This is a genomic window from Helicobacter valdiviensis (genome assembly GCF_003245365.1).
Classification (GTDB): Bacteria; Campylobacterota; Campylobacteria; order Campylobacterales; family Helicobacteraceae; genus Helicobacter_D; species Helicobacter_D valdiviensis.
This window is the reverse complement of sequence record NZ_NBIU01000009.1, coordinates 40,508-60,095: the sequence shown is the minus strand read 5'-3', so window position 1 is coordinate 60,095 and position 19,588 is coordinate 40,508. Positions and strand designations below refer to the sequence as shown.

Here is a 19,588-nt window from a genome sequence, read left to right as displayed (position 1 = left end):
CACTTTCTCTTACATCTTTAAAGAAGTTTTTATTGGTGATTGCACCCACGCCAACTCCTGCATTAATGCTAGAGTTAATCAAGCTATTAAAGATGCCTTGTGCTTCGCTTAGGTTGCCAGAGGATTTGAGGGAAGTTACTGTGCCACCTACATTTTTATTGACATCTAAAAGTAAGGCTGCGTGCATTTCTGTATTTTTTACACCATTTAGCGTATCTACCAGCTCTCCTGCTAGAGCTTTATCACTTTCTGCTATGCCTGTGCCTACTGCATCAATAAAATCTTTACCACTAAGGTTTTCACCATTATCTCCTGCATTAGTAATTGCATTTTGGATAGCATCTTTTTGTGCGGTGAGGATTGCAATAGCTTGTTTTATTCTTTCTTTTTCTGCTTCATCTGCTTCTTTGATACTTAGTTCTGTTATCATATCTTCTCTAGTTTTCACTTCTTCTTCTAGAATCTTTTTGAGGTTTCTAGCATCATCTGTGGTAGTAATATCCGTAGAGAGTCTTTTCCCATCTTCGCTTAAATCTAAACTTGCTTTATAAAGATTCTCGCTCACTTCTCTATTAATATCATATGAAGCAATTCCATCAATTTTTTGTGTGCCTAAAAGATCATAAAGTTTTACTGCATATTGAAGATTTACTTGGTTACCTCCACCATCAGTGATTTTGCCACCGCTTCTTATAAGCTCATAATCGCTAAATGCTAAACTAGAAAAGCTTTCTGTAACCACGCTAAAAGTAGAATTAGTAAGGTTTACATCACCGCTTACATATAAAAGCCCACCTTTTCTATTAGAATCTGCAAAGACAAAACTGCCATTGTTTGATGTAAGAGTTCCATTAATACTTAAAGCACCATTCAAGCCCCAAATTCTATAGGCTTCTATGCTGCCCCCTTCCATGTTTACATTTCCATTAATGTAAGAAGGATTTTGTGCGATTAGGTTTCCATCTGATTTAATCTCTACATCCGCATTAATTGTATAAGAGTGGTTTGCGTTTTTAAATTCAGTATCCGATTCTCCAAAATAGCTGTCATCTTCACCCGTTCCATCACCGATTGTGAATTTAGTGCCATTGTATGTAATATCTTTGATATTTAATCCCAAACCTCCTTGATCTACTGGGTCAGTTAGGAATACAGAATCAAAGTTAAAAATTAGATTATCGTCTTTATATTCTTCTTTTAGCACCCATTTTCCACTACCCTCGCTACTTTCTTCAAAATAAGTTTTAAAGTCATTAGCATTGTTTAGGGTGTAATTTGCTCCAAATGCACTCACGCTCCCTAAAATTCCTAAACCTAATATTGCCCTTGATGCAATCAGGGATAATTTCATTTTTACTCCTTAAAATTTAAATAAAGTTGTTATTTTGCCCCCCCCCCCCCTTATTTTTTGCTTAAATACATTCTATTAAGTGTCTAAGATTTGTTTTGATAATTTTGAAAATTCTTTTTAGGGTATGTAAGTGGATAAAGCTTATAATGCTAAAATATAACGCGTTATCGTATTTGTTGAAAGGTAAAAAGTATTAATATTAAAAATATTTAAGTTTTTTAAGAAAGTGTGGTATGATTTTAATGGGTCTTCACTTTAAGCAGGTGAAGAAGACCTGCTTGGTTGAAAATTTATACCCATTGAAAGATATAAGATGATACCATTCAAATTCATCTTAGTTGTAATTATACTACTTTGTATATTTACAGTCAAGGCTTATTAGTCTTGCCCCTCAAATTGAGGGCTAAGATGGATTTACCTGCTTATTTATAAAGCTTGTAAAAATCTTCAAATAAAGTTTAAACTATAAAACTTTTTGTTGTTGCGTTTTATAAGGTTGTTTAATAAGTAATACATAATCACAAGCATTAGCGGATTGTTACACAGAAGCTCCACATTTATTTATGGTAAATATGTAAAATATTTTTTGATGTAGATTAGCAAAACAAAAAGTTTTACTAATTAATTTTTTAAAATTCTAGGGAGTGTAATTCCAGTTTGGGATTGGTATTTGCCCTTTTTATCTTTATAGCTTACCTCACAATCTTTATCCCCTTGTAAAAATAAGACTTGTGCAATTCCCTCGTTTGCATAAATTTTGGCAGGAAGTGGGGTGGTATTACTAATTTCTATTGTAATATGTCCTTCAAATTCAGGTTCAAAAGGTGTTACATTTACGATAATTCCACATCTTGCATAAGTGCTTTTACCAAGGCAAATGGCTAAAATATTTCTAGGAATCTTAAAATATTCAATAGTTCTTGCTAATGCAAAAGAATTGGGTGGAACGATGCAAACATCTCCTACAAAATCCACTACATTTGCAGAATCAAAATTCTTAGGATCTACAACCATTGCATTAATATTTGTAAAAATTTTAAACTCATTGCTTACTCTTATATCATATCCATAGCTTGAAAGTCCATAGCTTACGACTCCTTTGCCTACTTGATTTTCACAAAAAGGCTCAATCATGTTGTGTTTTAGTGCCATTTCTCTTATCCAGGTATCTTCTTTTAAGCCCATTATATTCCTTTTAATAATTTTATATTGAAAATATGTTATTATAACAAAAAAGCTTTATGGCTTCCTAAACAAAATTAAAGGGTTTAAAATTATGGATTTTAAAGAGATAAAAGAGTTAATCAAAATCTTTGATGCGAGTAATCTAAATACACTTAGCATCGTTAATGAAAATTCAAAAATTAAGTTGGAAAAGGGACTTGTAGGGACTACAAAAGTAGCATTGGAATCACCAAGTGTTCCAGCATTACCACAAGTAGTAGCACCTATGCAAGCTCCACAAGCTCCACAAACAGCACAGCAAAATACTACACCAGCAGTAAGTGGGGAGAGTGTTAATTCTCCTATGGTTGGAACTTTCTACCGTTGTCCTTCTCCAGATGCTCCTGCTTATGTAAATGTAGGAGATAAGGTTAAAAAGGGACAAACTTTAGCAATTATTGAAGCTATGAAGATTATGAATGAAATTGAAGCGGAGTTTGATTGTGTGATTAAAGAGATTGTTCCAAGTGATGGACAGCCAGTGGAATATAACTCTCCTTTATTTGTGGTGGAGAAAATCTAATGTCTTTTAAAGAAATTAATACCATCTTAATTGCAAACCGTGGTGAGATTGCACTAAGAGCTATCCGCACTATTAAGGAGATGGGTAAAAAAAGTGTAGCAGTTTATTCTACTGCAGATAAAGATGCACATTATTTGGATTTAGCAGATGCTAAAGTGTGTATAGGTGGAGATAAGAGCAGTGAATCTTATCTTAATATTCCTGCGATTATTTCTGCGGCTGAACTTTTTAATGTGGATGCGATTTTTCCAGGATATGGATTTTTAAGTGAAAATCAAAATTTTGTTGAAATTTGTAATTATCATGGGATAGAGTTTATAGGGCCAAACCCAGAAGTAATGGCATTAATGAGTGATAAGAGCAAAGCTAAAGAAGTGATGAAAAATGCGGGAGTTCCTGTAATTCCAGGAAGTGATGGGGCAGTTGCTTCTAAGGAAGTTGCCTTAAAACTTGCAAAAGAAATCGGCTATCCTGTGATTTTAAAAGCTGCTGCAGGCGGTGGTGGTAGAGGAATGAGGATTGTTGAGAGTGAAGAGCAAATGTTTAATGCTTTTTTAGCAGCCGAGAGTGAAGCAATTAGTGCATTTGGCGATGGCACAATTTATATGGAAAAATTTATTGACAAACCCAAGCATATTGAAGTGCAAATTCTAGCAGATAAGCATGGAAATGTCTTGCATGTGGGCGAGAGAGATTGTTCTTTACAAAGACGCCACCAAAAACTTATTGAAGAATCGCCTGCACCTACTTTAGAGCCAGAAACTAGAGAGAAATTGCTCCAAACAGCAATTACTGCTACTAAAGCTATTAAGTATGTGGGTGCAGGGACTTATGAATTCTTGCTAGATTCTAATCAGAATTTTTATTTTATGGAGATGAATACGAGACTTCAAGTAGAACATCCAGTAAGTGAGCTTGTGAGTGGGCTTGATATTATAGAGCTTATGATAAACATAGCAGAAGGAAAAGAGCTTCCAAAGCAAGAAGAAGTAAAATTTAGCGGATGTGCAATTGAATGTAGAATTACAGCAGAAGATCCTGTAAAATTCTATCCATCTGCTGGAAAAATTACTAAATGGATTGCTCCTGGAGGGAATCATATAAGGCTTGATACCCATGCATATAGTGGGTATGTTGTGCCTATGTTTTATGATTCTATGATAGGTAAGCTCATTGTGTGGGGCAAAACTCGTGATGAGGCAATTGCTAGAATGAAGCGTGCTTTAGGTGAGTTTTGTATTGAAGGGATTAAAACAACAATTCCTTTCCATCAAGAAATGATGGAAAATGACGATTTTAAAAGAGGTGTGATACATACCAAGTATTTAGAGCAAAAAGCCCAAAGTGGAACGAAAAATGCTTGATAATCTTAAAATCACAAGGATGTAATTTATTCTAAAAGGAGATTAAGATGAAAATAGGAAATACACAAAACACTAACGAGACTTTGGTTAATCTTAATAAAGCAAAAGAAGAAGAAAAAGAAAGTCTTAAAAAAATTGCTTCGCCACGCCCTATTGAAGCTACAGATGGAGCTTCTTTAGCTATTGCTAATGCACTTTTAGCACAAGCTAATTCTATGTCGCAAGGAATTAGAAATGCAAATGATGCTTTAGGAGTTTTACAAATTGCTGATGGTGCTTTATCTACGATTAGTGATTCTGCAATTAGAATGAATGAGCTCTCGGTTGCTTTAGGAAATCCTGCATTAAATAGTGATCAAAGAGCAATGATTGAAAGCGAAGCAAATGCACTTACTCAATCTATGGATGATGCTGTTTCTCAAGCTACCTTTAATGGAAAAAATGTTTTTGGCGGACAAATGAGTTTTATGCTAGGTAGTGGTTCTGTGGATTTTAATTTGCAATCTCCTAATACATCAGGTTTGCAAGTAACAAATCAAGAAAGTATTTTAAACTTTATCAATAATGTAAGTTCAAAAAGAGGCGATATTGGTGCTGTAATGAATCGTATCCAATCTAGCATTAATAATGATATGAATAGTGTTGTTAATCTAAAGGCTGCAGAAAGTAACTTGCAAAAAAATGATTTAGCAGAAAATTATAATGAGCTAAATACTGCAAAGCTAAAAGAAAATGCAGCTCTTTATGCAAGTTCTTTTAATACAAATTATCTTCAAAATAGACTAGATGCACTTCTTGGCTAGTGCATCTAAGACTGCAATAAAAAATGAATAGTTCAAAATATCTTCCAATCCTATAATTTATTACTTTTGTAATGTTTTTAGAATAAAAGCTCAACTCCTTAAGGGATTTTAAAGCTATAAGGGTTTAGAAATTTTCAAAAACCAACTGCAAGTAAATTTCACTAAAAAGTAAAATAAAAATTAATAAGTAACTAAGTAAGTGGCTAAAAATTCCTTTAGATATTTTTGTGATAAGTGTTAGTATTAAAAAAATAAATATAGATGGCTTTTATAAAGATTTAAAGAGAAAATGTAAAGTTTAGCACAACCTTATAAGACTTTAAAAAAGTGTTTTTAAAACTAATTTTTATTAGTAAAACACAAAATAAAACCATTAGTAATTTTTGCGGAGAGTTGTTTGGTTGTTAAATAGAAAAGCAAGGTATGCAAAAATTTTATAAACAATATTTAATTGCTTAGTTTTTAAATAAAAATTACTCATTTTCAAAGAGTTTTATAATATTAATCATATTTAAGCTTTAATTTATAAGAACTCTGTTAATTTATGCTTAAAAATCTTAAATACAAAAAATTTCAAGAATTTATATTTTTGAATAAAAATAAGGAAATATTATGGATCTTACAACAATATTAGGAATGGTGCTTGCAATTACTAGTATTTCATTAGGGGATATATTAGAGGGAGGAAATCCCTTGCATGTTATTCATCTTTCATCTTTTCTTATAGTAGTGCCAACTGCTATTTTTTGTGCGACAACAGCAACACATAAAAATATTGTAAAAGCAGCTTATAAAGAACTAAAACTTGCATTTATGGGTGCTAGAGTAAATCTTAATCAAAGGATTTCAGAACTTATAGATTATTCAGTGATTGCGCGTCAAGATGGAGTTTTAGCATTAGAGCAAAAAGCAAATGAAATTGAAAATGATTTTTTAAGAAAAATTATGATGATGATGGTAGATGGTAAAAGTATTGAAGAAATAAAAGAAAGTGCAGAAATACAGATAGAAGAAGCAGAAGAGTATTATAAAGAATGTGCAGAATATTGGGTGCGTGTGGGTGAAACTTGTCCTACAATGGGACTTGTTGGAGCTGTTATGGGGCTTATGCTTGCACTCCAACTTCTTGATGATCCTAAGGCAATGGCTTTAGGAATTGCAGGTGCATTTACTGCTACGGTTACAGGGATTTTTGGTGCTTATGCACTTTTTGGCCCATGGGGAAATAAAATTAAGGCAAATTCTCGCGATTTAATCAAAGAAAAAATAGTAATCTCTACGGCTATTATCGGTATAGCTGAAGGTGCTAATCCTAGAGATTTAGAAGCTAAATTATTTAATTATTTAAGCCCTAATGAACCTGCAGAATCTAGATTTTAATAAGGTTTAAAAATGGCTAGAAAAAAGAAACAAGCAGAATGTCCTGCAGGTGAAAAATGGGCTGTTCCTTATGCGGATTTTTTAAGTTTGCTTTTGGCACTTTTTATAGCACTTTGGGCTATTTCTGAAAGCAATCCAGCCAAGACAGAAGCTCTAAAAACAGAGTTTATTAAAATTTTTGATTTTACTGCTTCAAGTCCATTGGATAGAGAAAGTGATACACATAATAAAGATAGTGCTCCTGCAAACTCCGAAGTTGAAGAGCTAGAGAGGGAAAAAGTAGCTCTAGATCAAAAAGAAAATAATATGATTTTGCATTTGCCTGCTAAGGTTGAATTTATTAGGGGTAGTGCAGAAATCATATCAGCAGATATGCTAGTTTTAATTAGGCGTGCTGGAGAGATTATCAAAAAAATGCCTCCGCAGGTGCAAGTAGAGCTTAGAGGTCATACGGATAATAGCAATAAAAATCCAAGTGAAAATTTTATTCTAGGAAGTAAGAGGGCTGAGGCTATTGCAGATTTATTGATTAAGCAAGGTGTTAATCAAGAACAGCTTGTCATAATAAGCTTTGGGGATCATACTCCTCTAACAAGAAATAAAAGCGACACAATTAACAATAGGGTAGAGTTTCGCATCCGCACAGACGATAAAGATGATGAAGAAAAGCAATTATTATTAAAGCAGTGGAATTTAAAATAATCCAAAAGCTTTTAAAAAGTAGATTGTTCTTTTTATAGAGAATAAAATTAGAATTTGAGAGCTTTTTAACTTTTTATTTTTTAGCTTTTGTAAAGAAGATGTGGTTTTAGGCTAAATTAACACATTTTTTTATAAAATTCCTAGAAATTACTTTAAATATAAATGTGAGTAAATTAAGGAAATTAAGTGAGATTTGCAGAATTTTTTAAAAGCCTTAAAAAAGTGGAAAGAGCCACTCCAAAAGAAGCACCAAGTCATTGGGTTAAATGCCCTAGTTGCAATGCTTTGATGTATTATAAGGAAATCATTACACAACATTATACCTGTCCTAAGTGTAATTTTCATATGAGAATAGGTTTGCAAGATCGCATTTTTTTAATTTGTGATGAGGGAAGCTTTGTGGAATTTGATAAAGAGCTTTCCCCAACAGATCCCCTTAACTTTGTAGATAAAAAAAGCTATCAAAAAAGAGTAGAAGAATATGAGAAAAAATGTGGCCGTCCTAGTTCTGTGATTAGTGGAGAATGCACAATTATGGGTGTAGGTGCTCAACTTATCCTTTTTGATTTTAATTTTATGGGAGGTTCTTTAGCTTCTGTGGAGGGTGAAAAGATTGTAAGAGCCATTGAGCGTTGTATTGATAAAAAGCAAGGACTTATTATAGTGAGTGCAAGCGGTGGTGCTAGAATGCAAGAATCTACCTATTCTCTTATGCAAATGGCAAAAACTTCTGCAGCACTCAATCGCTTAAGTGAAGCCAAATTACCTTTTATTTCTGTTTTAAGCGATCCTACATTAGGTGGCGTTAGTGCTTCTTTTGCATTTTTGGGAGATGTGATTATGGCAGAACCAGGTGCTACGATAGGTTTTGCAGGAGCTAGGGTAATTAAGCAAACTATTGGAGCAGATTTACCTCAAGGCTTTCAAACGGCAGAATTTTTATTAGAACATGGGCTTATTGATATGATAGTCCAAAGAAAAGATATGAAATCAACTTTAGCTAGTTTATTAACTTATTTGAAAGTTTCTTAGTTTGATTAAAATCAATGTTTATTATATAGCTAAACCCACAAAAGGTTTAGAAGATGAGATGTGTAAAGAATTTGCAAGTTTATGTATGGGATTTGGCGTAAAGGTAGAGTGGTTAAATCTTTTTAATAAAAATATTAAAGAGAGTCATAAAACAGATGCTAGTGAAGCCAAAAAGAGCTATACGCAAATTTTTAGTAGAGTTTTTAAGGAAAATTTATATAAAATTGCCTTATCACCAAGTGGGAGGGAAGTCGATTCGTTTAAATTTGCTTCATTTTTGAAGGATAAATCAGAAATTAATTTTTTTATTGGTGGTGCTTATGGTTTAGAGGATGATTTTTGTAAAAGTTGTGATGCGACACTTTCGCTTTCTAAACTTACTTTTAGTCATAAATTAGCAAAAGTCGTCTTAAGTGAGCAGATTTATAGAAGTTTTTGTTTATTAAACAACCATCCCTATCATAAATGACAAAGGACAGCTAAGTGAGACGCAGTGATTTAGAAAAATTTAGAAAGCTACTTTTAGAGCAAAAGCAGGCAATTTTAAACAATAATCAAGAGCATTGCAGAAGTATGGAAGTGGTAAGATCAGAGCATTTGGGAGATGAAGTGGATATTGCTACAATGAGTATCAAAAATCGTCTTGATGAATCGATTTTTGAGAGGCATACCAAAGAGTTAGAATTTATTGATATTGCCTTGGCTAAAATAGAAGAGGGCAATTATGGAATTTGTGAAATGTGCGAAGAAGAGATTAATTTTCAACGCTTAAAAGCAAAACCACATGCAAGATATTGTATAGTTTGCAGAGAAATTATTGAAAAAAATAAAGGAAAATAATGAAGTTTAAATATTATTTTGGTGCTTTTTTTGTTTTTGTTGTAGTAGTGGGCTTATATATTTATAGCTTAAGCGGTATGGATTATACCTACCATATTCCCTTTACACAGAGATTTGTAACTTTACCGATTGCGCTTTGGTTTCTTGTGCCTGTGGTGCTGTTTTTTATTGTGGTATTGTTTTTACAAGTGGGTGGAATGTATCGTATGTGGTATAAGAGAAACAAATACAAAAACGATTATAAAATGATTTTAGACCAAATTGAAAACCAGCTTCTTGGAAGAGAGGTTCCATTAAAACAACCTTCTATGAATCGCTACAAAGCACTTTCTATTTTATTAAATAATCTTATTTTTGATGTTAAAGAGGGGATTACACAAAAAAGTGGTGAAGCAAGATTGGATGAGCTTATTGAGGTTTTAGGAGATTTAAAAAGGGGAGAATATGTGAATTTAAAGAAATTTAATCCAGGAAATAATTCTCCATTTTTTAAGCAAAATACGCTAAATCAAATCAAATCTGATCCAAAATTTGCAAGTGAGGTATTGAAAAAATCTAGCTTTAGTGATGAGTATAAGCAAGAAGCTTTAAGAGTTTTACTAGCAAATGATGATTTAAGTGAGATTAAACGCTTTATAGCTTCTGTGAAGTTTGATAAAGAGCTTGCTAATCAAGTATTAGGAATGTGTTATGCAAAAAGATTGGAATTTAGCAATGAGGATATTGCAAGTCTTTGTGCGGAAGTAGGGTTTTTAAAACAAGATTATTTGCTTTTAGCACAGAAGACAAAAGAATGCTATGAGCCAACATCTTGGCTAAATCTTTTTGAATATTTGGCTAATAAAGATGAAGTAGCAGAAATGGCATATTTTTATGTGCTTTTAGAGCTAGAGATGATTGATGAGGCAAAAGAGCGTTTAAGTATGCATACGCCTAATGAATTTTTAAAAGTAAGGGCTTATTTAGAGCTAAAGAGTATGGGCAAAAAATATCCGCTTGAATTATTTTTGTTGGATTAGGTAGTAGCCATGGAATTATGTGTTGCACTTGATTTGCCAAGCTCTTATGAAAACCTAAAGCTTTTAGAGGGTTTAAAAAATGAGAATATTTGGGTTAAAGTGGGCTTGAGGAGTTTTATCCGCGATGGAAGAACTTTTATAGAAGACATTAAAAGCATTAATCCAAATTTCAAGATTTTTTTGGATTTAAAGCTTTATGATATTCCAAATACGATGAAAGATAGCCTAGAAGAGATTGCAAAAATAGGTATTGATATGGTTACAATCCATGCAAGTAGTGGTTATGAGGCTATGGAAGTGGTAGCTAATTATGCAAAAACGCTTAGCAAAGCACCTTTGGTTATGGCGGTTACTGCTCTAACTAGTTTTAATCAAGAGGGGTTTTGTGAGATTTATCATAATGATTTAGATAAAAGTGTGCTTGAGTTTGCAAAACTAGCGTATAAAGCGGGTATAAATGGGGTAGTGTGTTCTTGTTTTGAATCTAAAATGATAAAAGAAAATTTAGGCAAGGATTTTCTAACTCTAACCCCTGCAATCCGTCCTTTTGGGGAAGATAGTGGAGATCAAAAGCGTGTGGCTACGCTAGAAGATGCAAAAGAAGCAATGAGTGATTTTATCGTCGTGGGGCGTCCTATTTACAAAGCAGAAAATCCAAGTGCAGTCGCAAAGAGAATTTTAGAAAATATTTAGGGTTTTTGTGAAAAATTTACTTGAATTTGAAAGTTTTTTAGAAACTTTACAATCCACAAACCGCACATTTGGCTTTTATGTAGATTGGGCAAAGTGTAAGTTCAATATAGATAAAATCAAAATATCACTCAATCATCTTAATTTTTTGCTAGGCACACAAGAGCCACAATTACAAGAAAAAATTACAATATTGTTTTGTGAATATTCTAAGGCATTTGAAGTTTTACCCTTACTACTTGCCATTAGAGATACTAAAAAAGAGCAATTATTTGATAGTATGGGTCAAATATGCAGTATGGATTGCTATCTCCAAACCCCACAAAAGATTTATGAATTCCTATGCGAGAGTGGTTTAGCTGAAATATTTTATAATGCAAATATAAAAGATTTAAATGATTTTGTTTTTGGGGTGGAAAAAGAATATATTGTTTCTGCGTTAGATGGTTTTACATTTGATAATAAAGAGAATCAAAAAGAGAATTTGCAGATTTTAGATTTTATTTATGCAAAAAATCTTAATGAGGCTAAGAAAATTGCCAAATCTAAACATTATGGAGATTATCAGGAAATGGTATTTTATCAAGTCATAAGGTAGAAAATGCACCCAAAAGAATATGTAAAACTTGCATTAAAGAATAATGGTGGTTTTGCTTTATATACAGGTAGATACAAACACTTGGGGGACAAAAACACTTTTATAGCCATTAGAAGAATATTATAAGCTTTTAAAATTGCCTTTGGACTTTTTGGGAGAGGGGATAAAAGAGGATTTAAAAGCAATTAAGCAAAAATTGCACATAGATTCTAAGAACACTTTTAATCACGCTTATTATCAAGGTTTAATTGCTTCTATTGGGAATCTAAGGGGCTTTGAGACTTTTGAGCTTTCATAAGAAAAAAAGCAATTTTGCATACGCATTTAGGTGCAATAGCAAGTCTAGTTTCTTTATTTTTTCAGTTATGATTATCGTGTAAAAGATAAAAATATTGGGATTGTATTTGGTTTAATGAACGCAAAATGCCTTATGCCTTTTATGAAGCGGAGCATTCTACAAATATCAAAAACTCTATTAATCGCTTTTATGAATTGCAAGATTTTAGAGCAAAATTTTTTATCGTTGCAGATAAAAGGCGATTTTGCGAGTTTGAAAGTATTATTTCAGAATCTATTTATAAGCCTATTAGGGAGTTTGTGAAATTTGCAGATTATGAAAGTATTGCAAAGCAGTTTGAAAAAGAAAGTCAAATGGCAAAAGACTAATCCACCACCAAATTTTAGTTGCAGGTATCTCACGCATTCTACAGAGCAAATCATTTGGGCTAGAAAAAGTGTAAAACACAAGCACATTTTTAACTATGAGGTTTTAAAACATCTAAATGGTGATAAGCAAATGCGAGATGTTTGAACATTCCCTGCTATCGCTCCTTGGGAGAAGATAAATGGCAAACACCCTACACAAAAGCCACTTGCATTGCTTGTGCGTTTAATCTTAATGGCAAGCAATGAAGATTCTATCATTTGCGATCCATTTAGCGGGAGTTCTACCACAGGAATTGCTGCAAATTTGTTAAAAAGAAAGTTTATAGGTATTGAAAAAGAAAGTGAGTTTATAGACATATCTATAAAAAGAAAAATGGAGCTAGAGAGTAACTTTCAAACTATAAAATCAAAGATAAAGGATTTAAATATAAAAAGATTGCTATAAAAAAACAAAATAATGCAATAGGAAATTTGGAAAAAGTAAATTTAGCTACCTTTTTATCACAATAAAAGACTATTTTTAATAAAAGTATGAGATTTAAAACTTTTACCTAAGGATTTTGTGTGATTTAAAATATTTATAACTGTTAAAATGCAAGTTACAAAGCCTAGATAAGAAATTACACAAAAACAACACTAAAAATTATTTTTAGTGCTAGAACATAGGGTATGCGAGTTAATTATCTTGCTTTAAATACTAATCTAACCAATAAAGCAGGCGATAAACCATTGAAAAAAAGGCATAAGAAGCGCCAAATATATTTATGTTTTTGGCATTAATTTTGGCGGTTAATTATTATTTAAAGCACAAAAGGTGTATCTTGATAAACGCTAAAATTTAGCCAATTTATAAAAAGCATACTCGCACTAGATTTCCAAGAAAGGATTGCTTCTCCCTTTTTGTTAAAATAATTCTTTGGAATTTTTATATCTAGCCCTTTTTCTTTATCGCGTAAATATTCTTCTTTAAGCGTATTTTTGGAATATTCTGGATGTCCTAGCATAAAAATATCTTTAGAATCTTTGATTAAAGTTGCTCCACTTTCCTCGCCACTTAGAAGAATTTTTAATCCTTGTGTTTTTTGCAAGATTTCTTGATGGATAGTAGAATGTCTAGAATGGGGAAGATTTATTATCTCATCTAGTCCGCTTAAGAGAATATCTTGTTGGATAATTTGATGTGGAAAAACCCCAAATAGCTTTTCTTTAAGGGAGATTTTTGGGATTTTATGAAAATAATAAAGTCCAGCCATCGCTCCCCAGCAAAGATACATCGTGCTTGTGCAATGGAGTTTTAAATATTCCATAATTTCCACCAACTCTTGCCAATAGCATACTTCTTCAAATTCTATTTGTTCAATGGGGGCACCAGTAACAATCGCACCATCAAATCTCCTGCCTTTGATACTATCAAATCCTACATAAAATCTATCCAAATGGCTTTTAGGTGTGTTTTTTCCTATGTAGCTTGTAGTGGCTAGAAGTGTGATATTAACTTGCAAAGGAGAGTTTGCAAGTAGGCTTAAGATTTGATTTTCTGCTTCAATCTTTTTTGGCATAAGATTGATGATTAAAATCTCTAAAGGACGAATATCTTGATGTTTGGCTCTCCTTTGCCCCATAATAAAGGCATCTTCTTTTAAAAGCTCATAGGCAGGTATTTCTTCTGGTATGATAAGAGGCATTTTTTCTCCTTATTTTTTAATGAGTTTTATTATCCATTCTGCATTACCTAGTATTTCAAAATGGGTAATTTTATGTCCCTCTTTGGCAGCCCATTGAGGAATTGTTTCTGTTGCTTGTGTGCAGTCAAAAAGAATTTCTAATTCTTCTCCACTTTTTAGGGTCTGTATAAATACTTGTGCATCTACAAGTGGAAAGGGACAAACCTTTCCTCTAGTGTCTAAAGTTGCCATATATTCTCCTTAAAAATTTTGTTTTATTTTGCGTATTGGCAATATGATTGTGAAAAAAGTAGCTATATAAGCACCTAGTAAGAAAAATAAAGTAGCTACCCAGCCTTTATAGGAAAATAGCGAAGTTTCTACTAGTCCATTACCTATCGTGCAACCTCCTGCAAGGGCTGCTCCAATTCCCATCAATATTCCTCCAAAGCCTGCATAGGCTAAGGCTTTTTGATTAGGAAGGCGAAATCTAAATTCTCCAGATAGTTTAGCAGCTAAAAAAGAACCTAATGCTATCCCAAGAACCAAAAAGACACCCCAATCAATAAATTTAGTGTTACCTGTAGTAAAGTATTGAATTAAATTTGCTGAAGGGGTAGTGATACCTAGGCCACCATCTCTTCCGCTTAAATAAGAGAGTGGCCATGCTAAAATTGCAATGAATGCAACCAATAAAGCTGTAATAAAAGGATGCCATGATTTTTCAAACAATATATGTAAAATTCCATTTTTTCTAGGCTTTATGCGTGTAACTTCTAGGCGTGGTTTGCGTAACTCTTTGATGACAAAAAAGCTAACAATTAAGCTTAGAGTAATTACTAAAAACCAAGGAGAAATTCCTAAAGCCTGATAAAAAGTTCCATCAGAAATTTTAAAAGAACTTAAATAAGTTTGCAAAGGTAAAAGAGCACCGTATTTTACCATGCTTGCACTAAGAGCATAGAAAAATAAAGCGATAATAGAGCCTATTAAACCTTCGGCTGCTCTATACCAAGTTCCTGTAGCACAACCTCCTGCAATTACCATTCCAAATCCAAATATAATTCCTCCAGTAATTGTAGATAGCCAATAAAACTCTTGTGGTTTAATGGATATGTAACCTAAAGAATTAAGAGTCCAAACACCTATGCTTTGCAATGCAACAACTATAAAAAGAGCAATAAAGATTGTAAAATTTCTGCTTAAAAAAACATCTCTATATGCACTTACTACACAAAACCGCCCTCTTTGTAAAACAAAGCCAAGTAGTAAGCCTATAATAATTCCACTCAACATAAATCTCCTTTATTTCTCTAAAGCTTGTTTTAAATCTGCTACTAAATCAAGAGGATTTTCCAAGCCTATGCTAAGTCTTAGTGTGCTAGGAGTGATACCTGCACTTTCTAGCTCACTAGGGCTTAGTTGTGAATGAGTCGTAGAGGCTGGGTGAATAATGAGTGATTTTGAATCGCCAATATTTGCAACAATAGAAAAGATTTCTAAAGAGTTGCAAATTTTTTTTGCTTCTTCAAAACTAAGTGCTTCAAAGCTGATTAGTCCACTAGAATGTCCTTCATTAAAGTATTTATTTAAAAGATTATGGTAAGGACTTTCTTTTAATCCTGGGTAATTTATGGATTTTACATTTGGATGTTTTTGTAAAAATTCTGCAACAATTTTCGCATTTTGGCTATGTTTTTTAATCCTAAGTTCTAGAGTTTCTAAGCCTTGTAGAATAATCCAAGCATTTTGAGGAGAGAGTGTAGCTCCTATGTTCCTTAGCCACTCTGTGATAATTCTAATGCTAAAAATTGGCAAAGGAAGAGTAGCATAAACTAATCCATGGTAGCTAGGATCTGGAGTATTAAAAGCTTCATAGCGTGGATTATCTTTTAGAAGTTCATTTAAATGATTTCTTTCTATAATCGCTCCACCTAAAGCACTTCCTTGCCCATTAATGTATTTACTAAGGCTATAGACGACGACATCTACACCATATTTAAAAGGTTTATGTAAAAATGCAGTTGCTACGGTATTGTCGCAAATGCTTATGATTTTATGTTTTTTTGCAATTTGTGTGATTTTTTCTATATCTGCTATGCTAATTTGTGGATTAGATAAGCTTTCAAAGAAGATAGCCTTTGTATTTGCGTCAATGACTTGTTCTAAACTTGCTAGATTGTCAATATCAAAAACCCTAGCTTCAATCCCAAAGCGTTTTAGCGTATGGATAAAGAGGGTTTGCGTTCCTCCATAGATTTTATTAGAAAATGCGATATTATCGCCATTTTGGGCACAATTTAAAATTGCATAGAAAATTGCCGCACTTCCGCTAGAAGTTGGCACACCAAAAGCACCACCTTCTACACTTGCAAGACGCGCACCTAACACATCAGTGGTTGGATTGCTTAGGCGAGAATAGATATTTCCTAGTTCTTTTAGGGAAAATCTAGCTTCTGCTTGCTCTAAGCTTTCAAAGCTGTATGCTGTGTTTTGATAGATAGGAACACTAAGTGTTCTTTGAGTGTCGTAATGATATCCTGCATGGATTGCTAAAGTATCTTGTGAAAAATTATTATGTGTTAAATTTGCCATTTTTAATCCTTGTAATTTAAATATGGAGTAATAATAGCATAAAAAATAAATAATACAATATGTAATTGTTAAAAAATAGCAAATTTTGTTTAAAATGTTACTTTTTATAAAATACATATTGTAATTTATAAATAATACTTGCAAAAATTATAAAATTTTTTAGTATTTTTTAGGTGGTTTAGAAATATTGCGTGGCAATCTTAGATTTATCTTTAAGGTGTTTCTTGACATTGCAAGAGTAGTGAGGTAATATTATTCTTCATTGATATTGTGTGGCTATGTAAATGTTATGGCATTTTATTATCTTCTACCATCATTGCAAGAGTTCATAGAACTCATAGCAAACTAAGATCTATCCTTAAAGGCATTTATCTGTCATTGCGAGGCAACAAAGTTGCCGTGGCAATCTAAGAATTTACCTTTATATAGATTATTCTTTTTTAGACTGTCACACTTTGCTTTAATTTGTTTGCGGTGAAAGAACAGAATGTCATTGCGAGCAAATATGAAATATTTGCGTGGCAATCTCTTTTAAAGATTAAAAAATATTCTTCTTTTATTGTAAAGCTTTTTAAGAAGCTAAAACATTCTATTGTTTTACCTTTAGGTTATTTTTTAGACTGCCGCAGTGTTTCACTACATGTAGTGACATTTTTTGTTTCTTTGGATTATCACAAGCTATGCTCTTGTGGTGCTATTTCTCTTTACTTAATAAATTTTGTAATAAAAATTTTTAAATTAATCTTTTTATGCTATAATTTTAATGCTTTAAGCTTTGTTTTTATTGTCTTTTAGAAGATGTAAAAAGGAGCTAGTATGGAATTAATAATTTTATTTATCATTTCATTAATAGTTCTTGTTCTAGTCTCAAAGAAAAACTAGAACAAATCACATTTAAAAAAATTCAATAAGATTCTAGTTAATACCTGCTTAACTTAGACTTAAAGCATTTTAAAAAATTCTTCTAAAGGCAAAGCAGGTTAGAATCTTTTCTTTTTGCCTTTTACTAAATGAATTATAAACTTGTATCGTTTGAATATTACTAAAGTTTCCCATAATAATAAAATTTACATATTTTTAAATTTTAAAATCTCATCTCTTAGTCTTGCAGCCTCTTCAAAATCAAGCCTTTTTGCTGCTTCATGCATTTTTTTAGTAAGTTCTTTTGTGAGTTTTTCTCTTTCAATTTTTGGCATTTTTTCTTTTTTCTTAGCCTTTTCATAAAGCATTCCCAAATCTTGATTTTTTAAATCTTCATCTAGTTTTCGTTTAACTCCTTGTGGGGTGATGTTATGAAGCTTGTTGAATTCTTCTTGTTTTTTGCGTCTGTAATCGGTTACTTCCATAGCTTTTTGCATAGAAGGAGTGATTTTTTTAGCAAAGAGTAAAACCCTACCATTTACATTTCTAGCAGCTCTTCCCATGGTTTGAATAAGGCTTGTTTCACTTCTTAAAAATCCTTCTTTATCAGCATCTAAGATTGCTACAAGTGAAACTTCTGGCAAATCAAGCCCTTCACGCAAAAGGTTAATACCCACTAAAATATCAAATTCTCCTGCGCGTAATGCACGAATAATTTGATTGCGTTCAATCGCATCAATTTCAGAGTGCATATAACGCACTCTTAAACCTAAATCACTATAATAGCGTGTGAGCTCTTCGGCCATTTTCTTGGTGAGTGCAGTTACTAGGATTTTATCTCCTCTTGCTATTACTTCTTTGGCTCTATCATAAAGGATTTCTACTTGTTTATCGCAATCTAGCACTTCATAGATAGGGTCTAGTAAGCCTGTTGGGCGGATTAGCTGTTCTGCTGTGTGGTTAGCACTAAGCTCTAATTCTAAAGGTGCAGGAGTAGCAGATACAAAAAGAAAATGGGGGGCTTTGTTGATAAATTCTTCAAATTGCAAAGGGCGATTATCTAGGGCACTAGGAAGTCTAAAGCCATATTCTACAAGCACTTCTTTTCTGCTTCTATCACCCGCATACATTCCGCGAAATTGAGGCAAACTCACATGCGATTCATCTACAATAAGTAAATAAGGCTTGTTTTTTTGTTCAAAATAATCTAGCAAGGAATAGGGGGTTTCACCAGGTTTTTTGCCAGTTAAATGTCTTGCATAGTTTTCAATTCCTTTGCAAATTCCTGTGGCACTTATCATCTCTAAATCAAATTCGGTGCGACTTTTTAGGCGTTCATATTCTACCATCTTGCCTTCACTCTTAAAAAATGCCAATCTTTCATGCAATTCTTGTTCTATGCTTTTTATGGCAACTTTTAACCGCTCCTCACCTACAATAAAAGGATTTGCCGCATAAAGCACAAAAGAATCTAGTTTCCTAAGAGGTTTTTTATCAATAGAATCTAAAATTTGTATGCTCTCTAACTCATCTCCAAAGAATTCTAAGCGGATAATTTCTTCTTCGCTGTAAGCTGGATAAATATCAATCACTTCTCCATTTACTCTAAAATCTCCCCGATCAAAAAAATTATCATTTCTTTTATATCCCATACTTACAAGTCTTAAAAGTAGAGATTTTTGCACATAAGAAGAACCTACTTCAAATTTTTCAATCATTTCTAAATATTCTTGTGGATTTCCTAAACCATAATTTGCAGAAACAGAAGCAATCACAATGCTATCATCATGGGCTAAAAGTGAAGTGGTGGCAGAAAGTCTAAGGCGTTCTAGCTCATCATTAATGCTAGAATCTTTTTCTATAAATAAATCTTGTCTTGGGATATAGGCTTCTGGCTGGTAATAATCAAAGTGGGAGATAAAATATTCTACATGATTTTTTGGAAAAAAGCCTTTAAATTCGCTATAAAGTTGGGCACATAGAGTTTTATTGTGGCTCATAATAAGGGTTGGCATTTGTAATTCTTGGATAATATGAGCCATACTGTAGGTTTTACCGCTACCTGTTACACCTATTAAAGTTTGGTATTGGTTACCTTCTTTTATAAAACTGCTTAGAGTTTTGATGGCTTGTGGCTGATCTCCTGCGGGTTGATAAGGGGAGCTTAAAATTAGTTTTTGCATAAAAATCCTTGAAACTTCAAAAATCGTAAAAGAAATTTTAACAGATTTATAAAAATAATGCTAAAATTATGCAAATTATTCTAAAATAAAATA

General features: G+C 32.6%; 20 protein-coding genes and 1 pseudogene. 14 read left to right on the top strand and 7 right to left on the bottom strand.

Going from position 1 to position 19,588, the window contains the following annotated elements:
- Both B6S12_RS04705 and dcd read right to left on the bottom strand, forming a co-directional pair.
- Positions 1-1,351: hypothetical protein (locus B6S12_RS04705; RefSeq protein ID WP_146239343.1), on the bottom strand; the 1,351-nt coding region annotated here is incomplete at its 3' end.
- Positions 1,352-1,972: 621 nt separating this feature from the next.
- Positions 1,973-2,536 carry a dCTP deaminase gene (dcd, locus tag B6S12_RS04700; protein ID WP_111229650.1) on the bottom strand — a complete coding sequence of 188 codons (564 nt, stop codon included), beginning with the start codon at positions 2,534-2,536 and terminating at the stop codon, positions 1,973-1,975.
- Between the two features lie 91 nt (positions 2,537-2,627).
- Here dcd and accB point away from each other — a divergent pair, with 91 nt between their 5' ends.
- The 14 genes and pseudogenes from accB to B6S12_RS04635 form a co-directional block, all read left to right on the top strand.
- A complete protein-coding gene (gene accB, locus B6S12_RS04695) occupies positions 2,628-3,098 on the top strand; it encodes an acetyl-CoA carboxylase biotin carboxyl carrier protein (protein ID WP_111229649.1) in 471 nt (156 codons plus the stop codon).
- Complete coding sequence (locus B6S12_RS04690) at positions 3,098-4,462, top strand: acetyl-CoA carboxylase biotin carboxylase subunit (RefSeq protein WP_111229648.1); 1,365 nt, start codon at positions 3,098-3,100, stop codon at positions 4,460-4,462. Before accB ends, B6S12_RS04690 begins: the two co-directional genes overlap by 1 nt.
- A 47-nt stretch (positions 4,463-4,509) precedes the next feature.
- On the top strand, positions 4,510-5,265 hold the full coding sequence (locus tag B6S12_RS04685) for a flagellin (RefSeq protein WP_111229647.1): 756 nt from the start codon (positions 4,510-4,512) through the stop codon (positions 5,263-5,265).
- A gap of 612 nt (positions 5,266-5,877) precedes the next feature.
- Positions 5,878-6,645, top strand: a complete 768-nt coding sequence (motA, locus tag B6S12_RS04680; protein ID WP_111229646.1) for a flagellar motor stator protein MotA — start codon at positions 5,878-5,880, stop codon at positions 6,643-6,645.
- Positions 6,646-6,657: 12 nt separating this feature from the next.
- Positions 6,658-7,347, top strand: a complete 690-nt coding sequence (motB, locus tag B6S12_RS04675; RefSeq protein WP_111229645.1) for a flagellar motor protein MotB — start codon at positions 6,658-6,660, stop codon at positions 7,345-7,347.
- 186 nt (positions 7,348-7,533) lie between these two features.
- The gene (gene accD / locus B6S12_RS04670; protein WP_111229644.1) at positions 7,534-8,379 is read left to right on the top strand and encodes an acetyl-CoA carboxylase, carboxyltransferase subunit beta; all 846 of its coding nucleotides are present in this window, start codon (positions 7,534-7,536) and stop codon (positions 8,377-8,379) included.
- Position 8,380: 1 nt separating this feature from the next.
- Positions 8,381-8,848: a 23S rRNA (pseudouridine(1915)-N(3))-methyltransferase RlmH gene (locus B6S12_RS04665; RefSeq protein WP_111229643.1), complete on the top strand. Its 468-nt coding sequence runs from the start codon at positions 8,381-8,383 to the stop codon at positions 8,846-8,848.
- Positions 8,849-8,862: 14 nt separating this feature from the next.
- Entirely contained in the window at positions 8,863-9,219 is a 357-nt protein-coding gene (gene dksA, locus B6S12_RS04660; RefSeq protein WP_111229642.1) for an RNA polymerase-binding protein DksA, read from the top strand.
- Positions 9,219-10,238 (top strand): hypothetical protein, encoded by a 1,020-nt coding sequence (locus B6S12_RS04655; RefSeq protein ID WP_111229641.1) that lies wholly within the window; start codon positions 9,219-9,221, stop codon positions 10,236-10,238. The genes dksA and B6S12_RS04655 overlap by 1 nt, the downstream gene beginning before the upstream one ends.
- Positions 10,239-10,247: 9 nt before the next feature.
- Positions 10,248-10,931 (top strand): orotidine-5'-phosphate decarboxylase, encoded by a 684-nt coding sequence (pyrF, locus tag B6S12_RS04650; RefSeq protein ID WP_111229640.1) that lies wholly within the window; start codon positions 10,248-10,250, stop codon positions 10,929-10,931.
- A gap of 7 nt (positions 10,932-10,938) precedes the next feature.
- Positions 10,939-11,526: a DpnII family type II restriction endonuclease gene (locus B6S12_RS04645; RefSeq protein WP_111229639.1), complete on the top strand. Its 588-nt coding sequence runs from the start codon at positions 10,939-10,941 to the stop codon at positions 11,524-11,526.
- A 3-nt stretch (positions 11,527-11,529) separates the two neighbouring features.
- Positions 11,530-11,652: a hypothetical protein gene (locus B6S12_RS11665; protein WP_281267882.1), complete on the top strand. Its 123-nt coding sequence runs from the start codon at positions 11,530-11,532 to the stop codon at positions 11,650-11,652.
- A 297-nt stretch (positions 11,653-11,949) separates the two neighbouring features.
- On the top strand, positions 11,950-12,192 hold the full coding sequence (locus tag B6S12_RS04640) for a hypothetical protein (RefSeq protein WP_111229638.1): 243 nt from the start codon (positions 11,950-11,952) through the stop codon (positions 12,190-12,192).
- Positions 12,176-12,637: pseudogene (locus tag B6S12_RS04635) on the top strand (DNA-methyltransferase); the annotation flags it as partial. The gene B6S12_RS04640 and the pseudogene B6S12_RS04635, both read left to right, overlap by 17 nt.
- Positions 12,638-12,992: 355 nt before the next feature.
- On the opposite strand, the gene B6S12_RS04630 reads toward B6S12_RS04635, so the two are convergent.
- The 5 genes from B6S12_RS04630 to uvrB form a co-directional block, all read right to left on the bottom strand.
- Positions 12,993-13,877 (bottom strand): homoserine O-succinyltransferase, encoded by an 885-nt coding sequence (locus B6S12_RS04630; protein WP_111229637.1) that lies wholly within the window; start codon positions 13,875-13,877, stop codon positions 12,993-12,995.
- 9 nt (positions 13,878-13,886) lie between these two features.
- Positions 13,887-14,108 (bottom strand): sulfurtransferase TusA family protein, encoded by a 222-nt coding sequence (locus B6S12_RS04625; protein ID WP_111229636.1) that lies wholly within the window; start codon positions 14,106-14,108, stop codon positions 13,887-13,889.
- Between the two features lie 9 nt (positions 14,109-14,117).
- On the bottom strand, positions 14,118-15,152 hold the full coding sequence (locus tag B6S12_RS04620) for a YeeE/YedE family protein (protein ID WP_111229635.1): 1,035 nt from the start codon (positions 15,150-15,152) through the stop codon (positions 14,118-14,120).
- Positions 15,153-15,161: 9 nt separating this feature from the next.
- A complete protein-coding gene (locus B6S12_RS04615) occupies positions 15,162-16,451 on the bottom strand; it encodes an O-acetylhomoserine aminocarboxypropyltransferase/cysteine synthase family protein (RefSeq protein WP_111229634.1) in 1,290 nt (429 codons plus the stop codon).
- Positions 16,452-17,518: 1,067 nt separating this feature from the next.
- Complete coding sequence (gene uvrB / locus B6S12_RS04605; RefSeq protein ID WP_111229632.1) at positions 17,519-19,495, bottom strand: excinuclease ABC subunit UvrB; 1,977 nt, start codon at positions 19,493-19,495, stop codon at positions 17,519-17,521.
- Positions 19,496-19,588 lie beyond the last annotated feature (93 nt).

What these genes read in the sequence shown, in the direction of transcription:
- B6S12_RS04690 (WP_111229648.1), top strand. Translation starts at nt 3,098, where the DNA reads ATGTCTTTTAAAGAAATTAATACCATCTTAATTGCAAACCGTGGTGAG.
- motB (WP_111229645.1), top strand. Translation starts at nt 6,658, where the DNA reads ATGGCTAGAAAAAAGAAACAAGCAGAATGTCCTGCAGGTGAAAAATGG.
- B6S12_RS04640 (WP_111229638.1), top strand. Translation starts at nt 11,950, where the DNA reads ATGCCTTATGCCTTTTATGAAGCGGAGCATTCTACAAATATCAAAAAC.
- B6S12_RS04625 (WP_111229636.1), bottom strand. Translation starts at nt 14,108, where the DNA reads ATGGCAACTTTAGACACTAGAGGAAAGGTTTGTCCCTTTCCACTTGTA.
- B6S12_RS04685 (WP_111229647.1), top strand. Translation starts at nt 4,510, where the DNA reads ATGAAAATAGGAAATACACAAAACACTAACGAGACTTTGGTTAATCTT.
- B6S12_RS11665 (WP_281267882.1), top strand. Translation starts at nt 11,530, where the DNA reads ATGCACCCAAAAGAATATGTAAAACTTGCATTAAAGAATAATGGTGGT.
- B6S12_RS04620 (WP_111229635.1), bottom strand. Translation starts at nt 15,152, where the DNA reads ATGTTGAGTGGAATTATTATAGGCTTACTACTTGGCTTTGTTTTACAA.
- B6S12_RS04630 (WP_111229637.1), bottom strand. Translation starts at nt 13,877, where the DNA reads ATGCCTCTTATCATACCAGAAGAAATACCTGCCTATGAGCTTTTAAAA.
- B6S12_RS04655 (WP_111229641.1), top strand. Translation starts at nt 9,219, where the DNA reads ATGAAGTTTAAATATTATTTTGGTGCTTTTTTTGTTTTTGTTGTAGTA.
- accB (WP_111229649.1), top strand. Translation starts at nt 2,628, where the DNA reads ATGGATTTTAAAGAGATAAAAGAGTTAATCAAAATCTTTGATGCGAGT.
- uvrB (WP_111229632.1), bottom strand. Translation starts at nt 19,495, where the DNA reads ATGCAAAAACTAATTTTAAGCTCCCCTTATCAACCCGCAGGAGATCAG.
- pyrF (WP_111229640.1), top strand. Translation starts at nt 10,248, where the DNA reads ATGGAATTATGTGTTGCACTTGATTTGCCAAGCTCTTATGAAAACCTA.
- motA (WP_111229646.1), top strand. Translation starts at nt 5,878, where the DNA reads ATGGATCTTACAACAATATTAGGAATGGTGCTTGCAATTACTAGTATT.
- dcd (WP_111229650.1), bottom strand. Translation starts at nt 2,536, where the DNA reads ATGGGCTTAAAAGAAGATACCTGGATAAGAGAAATGGCACTAAAACAC.
- B6S12_RS04615 (WP_111229634.1), bottom strand. Translation starts at nt 16,451, where the DNA reads ATGGCAAATTTAACACATAATAATTTTTCACAAGATACTTTAGCAATC.